This window comes from Blautia sp. Sow4_E7, from assembly GCF_052116245.1.
Classification (GTDB): domain Bacteria; phylum Bacillota; class Clostridia; order Lachnospirales; family Lachnospiraceae; genus Blautia_A.
In genome coordinates, this window is sequence record NZ_JBQKLL010000065.1 from 1 (window position 1) to 7,385 (window position 7,385).

Genomic DNA, 7,385 nt, shown 5'->3' on the forward strand with positions numbered 1-7,385 from the left:
AGTTAAGTCGGGATGTTCCTTGCGATAGTTGATAGCATCCAACTTGAACTGCTTGGTGTGTTGTGGATTTTTACGTGACATAATGAGTTCCTCCTCTTGTATTGATTATATAATACATTTAAGGGAATATCTCATTTTATTTTGTACTAATTAGATGCTAACACTACAGCGGAGGAAATTGTGCTATATGAAATAGTTTATGTTATGTCGCATTAGAAATGAAACACTTGTAAGTGAATAAAGATGCCAACTAGAGGGATCAGGATTATCTATATGCAGTATTTTAAATTAAAATAGTCATATACAAAGAGACAAGGTTTAAAAGTTTATTATGAAACCTTGTCTTTTTGGTTCTTGGGAGTCGTATCAAAGAGAATACTTTACAATTCTTCTAATTTTTTTTCGAGTTTGCCTATGTAATGATATTGCCAACATATGGTTCCGGGTAGAAGAGCGGCTAAAGCAGCGGACACAATGAGTGGCTTTAGAATACCGTTGTCACTACTGCTTGCAAAAGCATAAAATAGGTTAATGAACAATACATAAAAATAAGAACAAAAAAATAGTAAATAGCCAGTAAATGATATAAGTTTCTTTAATATACGCATAAATACGTCACCTCTTCCGAAAACTATTTTAGCGATATTTTCGCTAAAATGCAATAGCGAATATTCCGCTAAGATATGATTGCCATGAGGTGATGACAATGTATCAAAAAATCAGGGATTTGAGAGAAGATAAAGATTTGACCCAAACACAAATTGCAAAGATATTGAATTGTAGTCAGAGAATATATAGTAACTATGAGCGCGGTGAAGTCGATATTCCTACGCAGGTTCTGATTAAGTTGGCAGAATTTCATGGAACAAGCGTAGATTTTCTTCTGGGGCTTACAGACGAAAAGAGACCATATCCAAGGAAGAGAGACAAGTGAACTTCGGATCAGCGTGATGTAGAGAATATATTTCAATTGAAAAGATCATTTGAGAAAGATTCTATTTGTGAATCCCAGATGACCTCTTCAATAACTTTAATACATTCATCGGTTCGTTTGGTAATATCTTGTCCCCAGAAGTGAATTACTGTCCAGCCAAGAAACAGAAGCTTTTTATCAGTTTCCATATCGCGAGTCCGGTTCCGTTCAATTTTTTTAATCCAGTATTCCGGATTTTTCCCCTTCTCTAAACGCAACTTAAGAACTTCCCAGTCTTTTCCGTGAAAGAATTCACTATCACAGAAGATGGCAATTTTGTATTTGGTCAATGCAATGTCCGGCGAACCCGGAAGAACTTTGTAATTCTTGCGATAACGGTAGCCTTTATGCCATAGGGCTTTCCTAAGCCGTACTTCAATAGAAGTGTCAGAGCTGTGTATTTTGCTCATATTTTTTGATATGGCTTCTTGTGTGCGGGACATGATGATTCCTTCTTTGCGTTTTAATAGATGAATATATTTTAACAGGAAGTAGCAAAGGTGTAAATGAGTTGTAAGGAAATAGATGATAGTAGTCCTTAAATATCTATATGAGAAAGTATTTGATTGACTGTATAAATGATTTGATTTATACTGAAAAGGTAAAAATTGATTTTAGAAAGAGGTACCCTGAATGACTATTTCAGAACAAATAAAAGTATTATGTGTCCGGTCAAATATCAGTGTGGCAGAATTGGCCCGAAGAGTAGGAACTACACCACAGAATTTTGGCGGAAAAATGAAGAGGGAGAGCTTTACAGTATCAGAGCTAGAGGATATAGCTGATGCGGTAAATAGTTCATTTGAAAGAAAATTTGTACTGGAAAACGGAGAGGAAATCTGATGGGCACTATTATGAAATATGAACAATATAGCAAGTATTACGATAATAGGGATGTAATTTCTTTGTTTTCTGGTGCTATGGGATTGGATATCGGACTGGCAAAAGCAGGGCTTAATGTTGTCATTGGTCAAGATTTTGACGCTTCCTGCGTAAAAACAATGCGGGCAAATGGACATAATGTGTTAGAAGGAGATATCAGGGAGATTGAGCCACAACAATTATTAAGTTTAACAGGTTTACATATTGGAGAACCATTTCTTATTTGCGGAGGGCCACCTTGTCAGCCCTTTTCTACAGCAGGAAAAAGACTGGGGATAAATGATCCGAGAGGAAGCCTGTTTATGGATTTTATCCGGATGATTGATTATATCCGCCCCCGATTTTTTGTTATGGAGAACGTAAAAGGAATCATGTCTGCACCGCTTAAGCATGTTCCTTTAGCAGAAAGGGATGAAAAGGATCCTGAGCAGCGTTTGGGAACGGTATTAGACGTAATATTGTCAGAGTTTAATAAGTTGGGATATAAGACGGTTTATGGGGTATTGGATGCTGTTAATTATGGAGTACCACAGTTTAGAGAACGTTTTGTGTTGATTGGGAGCAGAGATAATGAGGATATCTTTTTGCCGATACCAACCCATTTCCAGATGCATCAGAATCAGGAATATCAGTGGCAGTCAGTGAGAAGTGTGATTGAAGACTTAGAATTTGATAGCGATGAGTGTGCTACCTTAAGTGATGAACGTTTGAAATTTCTCAAGATGGTTCCGCAAGGTGGGAACTGGAGAGATTTACCAGAGGATATAATACCAATAGCGATGGGTGGGGCTTATACATCAGGCGGAGGCAAGGTTGGATTTTATAGGCGGCTTTCTTATGATCAGCCGTCACCAACCGTGGTGACATCTCCGGTTCAGAAAGCTACGATGATGTGTCATCCTACCCAGAACAGACCGTTGAGTGTGAAAGAATATGCCAGAATTCAGCAGTTTCCAGATAACTGGATTTTTACAGGAACCACAGCTGCAAAGTACAGGCAAATTGGTAATGCTGTCCCGGTTGGTTTAGCAGAAGCTATAGGTAAGGCTGTCATAGCTGTTGCTGATAAATCTGCAGTAATAGAGACAAAAAGATTTAGAGGCACAAATGTACATAACAGAATTAAAAATGCGATAGAAATAGGAGGAAATATGTATGCCGTTAAATAATTCCTATGATGAACAGGCCGTTATTCAGGCAATAGCTTCTGCGTTGGAGACATTTTATGGGACATTGATTGAAAAGATAGATGCTTTAAACATACAGAAGGTCATGAAACGAAAAAATCCATATTTATATCGTGCAAAAGCCATGCAGAGTGCTGCAGAAATTGTAGAATCTGTATTGACTGCTTTTGTAAGTTCAAGTGAGGAGACGATATTCGGCAATTGCTTTTTTGAACCAATTGCCATTGCAGCCAGTGGAGGAAATAAGGCTTTAGCAGAAGGCATTGATATTATGATCCAGAACAATGAGACGAATACTATTTCTGCTATTGCGGTTAAAAGCGGACCGTCTGTGTTTAATGCTGATAGCAAAAAGCGGCAGGAGCAGAACTTTACAGCAGCCTCTAAATTGGCACAGCAGGCGAAAGCAAGATATGAAGCGTATATCGGTTACTGCTATGGAAAGAAGAAAGAATCTGGCCGTGGTAAGCCGAAGATGTATCAGGAACTTGCTGGCAAGAGATTCTGGGCAGAATTGACTGGTGATGAAGAATTTTATAAGAAAATTATTGTATATATGGGAACAATGCCGGAACAGTATGTAGCGAACTATAAGGAAAGCTACAACAAGGCAGCGAATAGACTGGTAAGAGAATTTTCCAATAGTTTCTGCAAGGAAGATGGAAGCATTGACTGGGAGAAATTGGTGGAGTTTAATTCTGGGGATTGAGCAATAAAACAAGAAGAGTATTGGAGAGATAAAGATGAGTTTGGCGGAAAAATTAGACAGATATAATATGGAGTATTGGGATTTTAAAAATTCTAAAATTGATGGAATCCACAAAATTGCAAGTTATCCAGCACCAATGGTTGCTCCAATGCAACACGAATTATTACAGTTATTAGTTGACGAAAATCCGGCTTATCATAAGATGCTAGACCCATTTCATGGAACAGGTGTTACTCTTGTAGAAGGGCAGCAAATAGGATTAGAAGTTTTCGGTATTGATATCAATCCTTATGCGCATATTATCGCATTAGCTAAGCTTGAAAAATACGATCCAAATGAAATACAGATGAGTAATGAAATATTATTACAACATATTGAAGTATTGAAAAAAAGCGGAAACTATACAATTCATTGTTTCGATAATATTAATAAATGGTTTAGGAATGATGTTATTAATGACTTATCTGTGATACGAACGGCCATCATGTTACAAAATAATTGTAAAAATAGGCGATACTACTGGCTATGCTTTGGAGAGATTGTAAAAAAGTACAGTAATACTAGAACTGTGGACTACCAGAATAAATGTCAAAAGTATGAGTTAAACGAGGAATGTGTGTGACAACATGGGAAATGACGGGAAACCCCGATAAATCAAGGGAAAACGCGATTTTATCGAACGCGAACGTCCGAGGTTTGACAGCAATATTGAGAATACGGAGAATTGTATAGTCAATTCAACCGCGCCCGGCTATAAAAAGGGGAAAACCGCCGAAAAATCAACGTTTTCAGCGGTTTTTTGATTGAAACAAAAATGAAACATCGTTACATTGTTATTCTATCATCCGGAAGAGGATGTGTAAATAATCGTGGCGTTATAATACAGCGTTATATCGTCACTTTTTTGTTGCGTCAAAATTGGAAAAACCCAGTAAATACAAGCGTTGCAGTGTTTTTTCAAGCGTTACAGAAGCGTTACGGGCACATTAAAGATCTGGCTTCGGAGCCAGAAAAGCTGATCACTATCAATGTGACAAAACGAGACAGTAAAACAAAGTTGTCACATTGGCGTATTTATGCGGTTTTCTGCGGTTTTCCACATAGTTTTCCACAATAAAGCAATGTGACAAAAAAATAAGTAAATACAGGGTAACAAGTAACCCAAAAAAGAACAAAATTAACCTATCATTGTGTCATCGTCTTCGCCAGTCAAATTGCATAATTTTTCCATTTTTCGACCGTCCCTTTTTACCTTGCGGAGTTTCATCGCAAGTATTTCCATAATCTCATACTGATCTTCTTCTCCAAGCTTCCGGAAACCTTCCAGAAGCTCTTCTTCTTTTTGGCAGATTTCAGGTATCTGCTCATTGGAAGAAAAACCAGTTGTCAGCCAGTCCATAGAGCACTTTAAGGCTTTACTTAATTCGTAGAATGATAGGACAGAAGGGGTTCTATTTCCGTTTTCTATCTTGCTCAAAGCACCTGATGAAATGCCACACGCCTGGTAAATATCTGTTTGAGTTAAACCTAATTCAAGTCGTCTGTTTTTAATTCGTTCACCTATACTGGTCATACTAATATCCATGTAAACCTCTCTTTCTGCTTATTGGAAATAATAATTTGCTGAAAGGCAGAAACATATTGACATTCTGCTCAAAAGCAGATATACTATTCCTTGCAAGGGATTACTAATCACCCAAGCATAATATCAGAAATACAGTCAAATCACAAGTGCCAGAGTTCTTAGGTACACCGGTTTTCTCAACCGGAACCGCAGTGATCGCTGCAACTTAACACCGATCTGAAGGTGGAGCAATTAGAATTTTTGACAGAGGTACAGCTAATCTTACATATTAAACACGGAAATCATTTCCGGAAAGCAGAAGAAAGAAGGTGAAGTATGAAAAATGGAAAAAGACCAACGCTTCAGCAGAAGAAGCTGATGAGATCTCATGGACTTGCACCGGAGAACTGGCTGGTGGTGAAGAACACACAGGAGTTCCTGGAAGTAGTCAGCAGAACATCGCTGAAGAAGATCGGCGGGAAGCCGAAGATTCGGAAGCTGGCCAGAGAGTAGGAGGGAACAGCGTTGAAAAAGAGTGAATACATATCCTGCTTCCTGGACTTCATGAGAGAGTCAACGATGGAGTATGAGGTAGCAAGGAGTAGACAGTCCGACGCGGATAACGAAACACAAGATCTGCTTCACAGGTTGGAACTACACGATGATACCTACCACGATATGGCGCGAATATCCAGGGAACTGAAGAGAGTCCGCCAGGAACGAAGAAAAGCAAAGGATACTGTCGCTGAACTCGAACCGGTTTGCAAATGGAGAGAAGAAAATGCAAGGGCGCTGAAGTCGCTGGAGCAGCTTCTGGGCGCTGTCAGGAAAGCCGAGAAGGCAACACAGAACCGCATCTATATGGACAGGACAGATGCGGTGAGAAAGGCGGTAAAGAATGAAAAAGAGAAATAAGAACAACAAAAAAGCGGGTAGCAAAAAAGCATATTTACCTAATTACAAGCCTTGCAAAGACCGAGATCCATACAAGGCCTGGACAAAGTGCAAAAAGACTACTTCAACCACCTGAAGTCATTACTGACCTGCTTGACGATTTCTTTCCAGTCAACAAAGTTTTTGGAACGATAGCGTTGCATCAGGACCTGAGTTTGAAACTGAGACAGACAGCGGCGTTCGTCTATATGGTCTCCTACGAAGACCAGAGCAGAAGCCATGGATAACTCTTCGACCGGAAGAAAACCATATTTCGATGAGAAGTTAATCATGGAAGTGTTGTCATAGGGGTCGCCGGGGAGCATACTGCCTCCAATAAATTCCCCGTCTCCATAGTAATAATCCTCCATGGTTTTCGAATTGCACGGGTACTTTGAAAAGCTTGTTGCAATCCTTCCATCCGGATCAAGAGAAGCAAAGAGAATGTTCAGGCGGTAATCAATGATATAAACCCGATATTCAGTCGGGAACGAAGTAGGCTTTAAAGACTTCTTTTGCCTGGCGAGACGACGCAGACATTTTTCGAATGTACTCAGATAGTCGGGGAGTGAACACGGAAGTACAGAGAGCAACAGTTCACAATAACATGAAACATCGTACTTCAAACATGGGAGATCCTGCTTTAACGGAACCTCATAAGACGACATATGTTGGTTGAATTTATACATAGGAAACCTCCTTTTGATTTTTTATTAAGTATACCACAGGAGAAATATAAATTAAAGGAAGTGAGAAGATGGCAGGCGGAAGAATTAAACTGTATCCCTTGTCAAGGACATTTTGAATTAGTGTAGTGCCTATTTTTTAGACACCTACACAAAAGTGATATCCCTGATTTTGGACATTCCTTTGTTTGGTTATCCACATAAGTGGACACATGACATTTGATGTGCCCACAGAATTGGACAAACCGAATTGATATGATATTCTGTTAAATTTTATTTTTCAGAATCTATATGAACTGCCATTTTGCCAAGCTCTTTCGGCTCTTTCCTAATGGCCGGCGGGGCAGGTGCATTCGGGATATCCAGAGGATACTCCCCGGTAGTAACAAATTTGTAGAATTCATTAGGCGACAGTTTGGCAAGATGCCACTGATAGCGCTGATTGTTGTAA

General features: G+C 39.1%; 10 protein-coding genes. 7 read left to right on the forward strand and 3 right to left on the reverse strand.

Going from position 1 to position 7,385, the window contains the following annotated elements:
• The first annotated feature begins 706 nt into the window (after positions 1 to 706).
• Positions 707 to 934 (forward strand): helix-turn-helix domain-containing protein, encoded by a 228-nt coding sequence (locus tag ACTQ50_RS18460; RefSeq protein ID WP_173729170.1) that lies wholly within the window; start codon positions 707 to 709, stop codon positions 932 to 934.
• Positions 935 to 966: 32 nt separating this feature from the next.
• On the opposite strand, the gene ACTQ50_RS18465 is transcribed toward ACTQ50_RS18460, so the two are convergent.
• Positions 967 to 1,416 carry a very short patch repair endonuclease gene (locus tag ACTQ50_RS18465; RefSeq protein ID WP_441485390.1) on the reverse strand — a complete coding sequence of 150 codons (450 nt, stop codon included), beginning with the start codon at positions 1,414 to 1,416 and terminating at the stop codon, positions 967 to 969.
• 190 nt (positions 1,417 to 1,606) lie between these two features.
• On the opposite strand from ACTQ50_RS18465, the gene ACTQ50_RS18470 reads away from it, so the two are divergent.
• From ACTQ50_RS18470 to ACTQ50_RS18485, 4 genes are read left to right on the forward strand one after another with little or no spacing between them, the layout of a single operon-like run.
• Positions 1,607 to 1,816, forward strand: coding sequence for a helix-turn-helix domain-containing protein (locus ACTQ50_RS18470; RefSeq protein WP_173729172.1), 210 nt, complete (start codon positions 1,607 to 1,609; stop codon positions 1,814 to 1,816).
• Positions 1,816 to 3,024, forward strand: a complete 1,209-nt coding sequence (locus ACTQ50_RS18475; RefSeq protein WP_441485391.1) for a DNA cytosine methyltransferase — start codon at positions 1,816 to 1,818, stop codon at positions 3,022 to 3,024. The genes ACTQ50_RS18470 and ACTQ50_RS18475 overlap by 1 nt, the downstream gene beginning before the upstream one ends.
• Positions 3,011 to 3,751 carry a PmeII family type II restriction endonuclease gene (locus ACTQ50_RS18480; RefSeq protein WP_441485392.1) on the forward strand — a complete coding sequence of 247 codons (741 nt, stop codon included), beginning with the start codon at positions 3,011 to 3,013 and terminating at the stop codon, positions 3,749 to 3,751. The genes ACTQ50_RS18475 and ACTQ50_RS18480 overlap by 14 nt, the downstream gene beginning before the upstream one ends.
• Positions 3,752 to 3,785: 34 nt before the next feature.
• Positions 3,786 to 4,373 carry a DNA adenine methylase gene (locus ACTQ50_RS18485; protein ID WP_441485393.1) on the forward strand — a complete coding sequence of 196 codons (588 nt, stop codon included), beginning with the start codon at positions 3,786 to 3,788 and terminating at the stop codon, positions 4,371 to 4,373.
• Positions 4,374 to 4,928: 555 nt separating this feature from the next.
• Here the strand turns inward: ACTQ50_RS18485 and ACTQ50_RS18490 are convergent.
• Positions 4,929 to 5,336: a helix-turn-helix domain-containing protein gene (locus tag ACTQ50_RS18490; protein ID WP_441485394.1), complete on the reverse strand. Its 408-nt coding sequence runs from the start codon at positions 5,334 to 5,336 to the stop codon at positions 4,929 to 4,931.
• 315 nt (positions 5,337 to 5,651) lie between these two features.
• Here ACTQ50_RS18490 and ACTQ50_RS18495 point away from each other — a divergent pair, with 315 nt between their 5' ends.
• Both ACTQ50_RS18495 and ACTQ50_RS18500 read left to right on the forward strand, forming a co-directional pair.
• Positions 5,652 to 5,828, forward strand: a complete 177-nt coding sequence (locus tag ACTQ50_RS18495; RefSeq protein ID WP_441485395.1) for a DUF6906 family protein — start codon at positions 5,652 to 5,654, stop codon at positions 5,826 to 5,828.
• A gap of 12 nt (positions 5,829 to 5,840) precedes the next feature.
• On the forward strand, positions 5,841 to 6,230 hold the full coding sequence (locus ACTQ50_RS18500; protein WP_441485396.1) for a hypothetical protein: 390 nt from the start codon (positions 5,841 to 5,843) through the stop codon (positions 6,228 to 6,230).
• A 98-nt stretch (positions 6,231 to 6,328) separates the two neighbouring features.
• Here the strand turns inward: ACTQ50_RS18500 and ACTQ50_RS18505 are convergent, their stop codons facing one another.
• Positions 6,329 to 6,937: a hypothetical protein gene (locus tag ACTQ50_RS18505; RefSeq protein WP_173770759.1), complete on the reverse strand. Its 609-nt coding sequence runs from the start codon at positions 6,935 to 6,937 to the stop codon at positions 6,329 to 6,331.
• Positions 6,938 to 7,385: the final 448 nt, after the last annotated feature.

Coding starts and splice junctions, on each gene's coding strand:
- ACTQ50_RS18465 (WP_441485390.1), bottom strand. CDS start 1,416: ATGTCCCGCACACAAGAAGCCATATCAAAAAATATGAGCAAAATACAC.
- ACTQ50_RS18495 (WP_441485395.1), top strand. CDS start 5,652: ATGAAAAATGGAAAAAGACCAACGCTTCAGCAGAAGAAGCTGATGAGA.
- ACTQ50_RS18480 (WP_441485392.1), top strand. CDS start 3,011: ATGCCGTTAAATAATTCCTATGATGAACAGGCCGTTATTCAGGCAATA.
- ACTQ50_RS18460 (WP_173729170.1), top strand. CDS start 707: ATGTATCAAAAAATCAGGGATTTGAGAGAAGATAAAGATTTGACCCAA.
- ACTQ50_RS18470 (WP_173729172.1), top strand. CDS start 1,607: ATGACTATTTCAGAACAAATAAAAGTATTATGTGTCCGGTCAAATATC.
- ACTQ50_RS18505 (WP_173770759.1), bottom strand. CDS start 6,937: ATGTATAAATTCAACCAACATATGTCGTCTTATGAGGTTCCGTTAAAG.
- ACTQ50_RS18485 (WP_441485393.1), top strand. CDS start 3,786: ATGAGTTTGGCGGAAAAATTAGACAGATATAATATGGAGTATTGGGAT.
- ACTQ50_RS18490 (WP_441485394.1), bottom strand. CDS start 5,336: ATGGATATTAGTATGACCAGTATAGGTGAACGAATTAAAAACAGACGA.
- ACTQ50_RS18475 (WP_441485391.1), top strand. CDS start 1,816: ATGGGCACTATTATGAAATATGAACAATATAGCAAGTATTACGATAAT.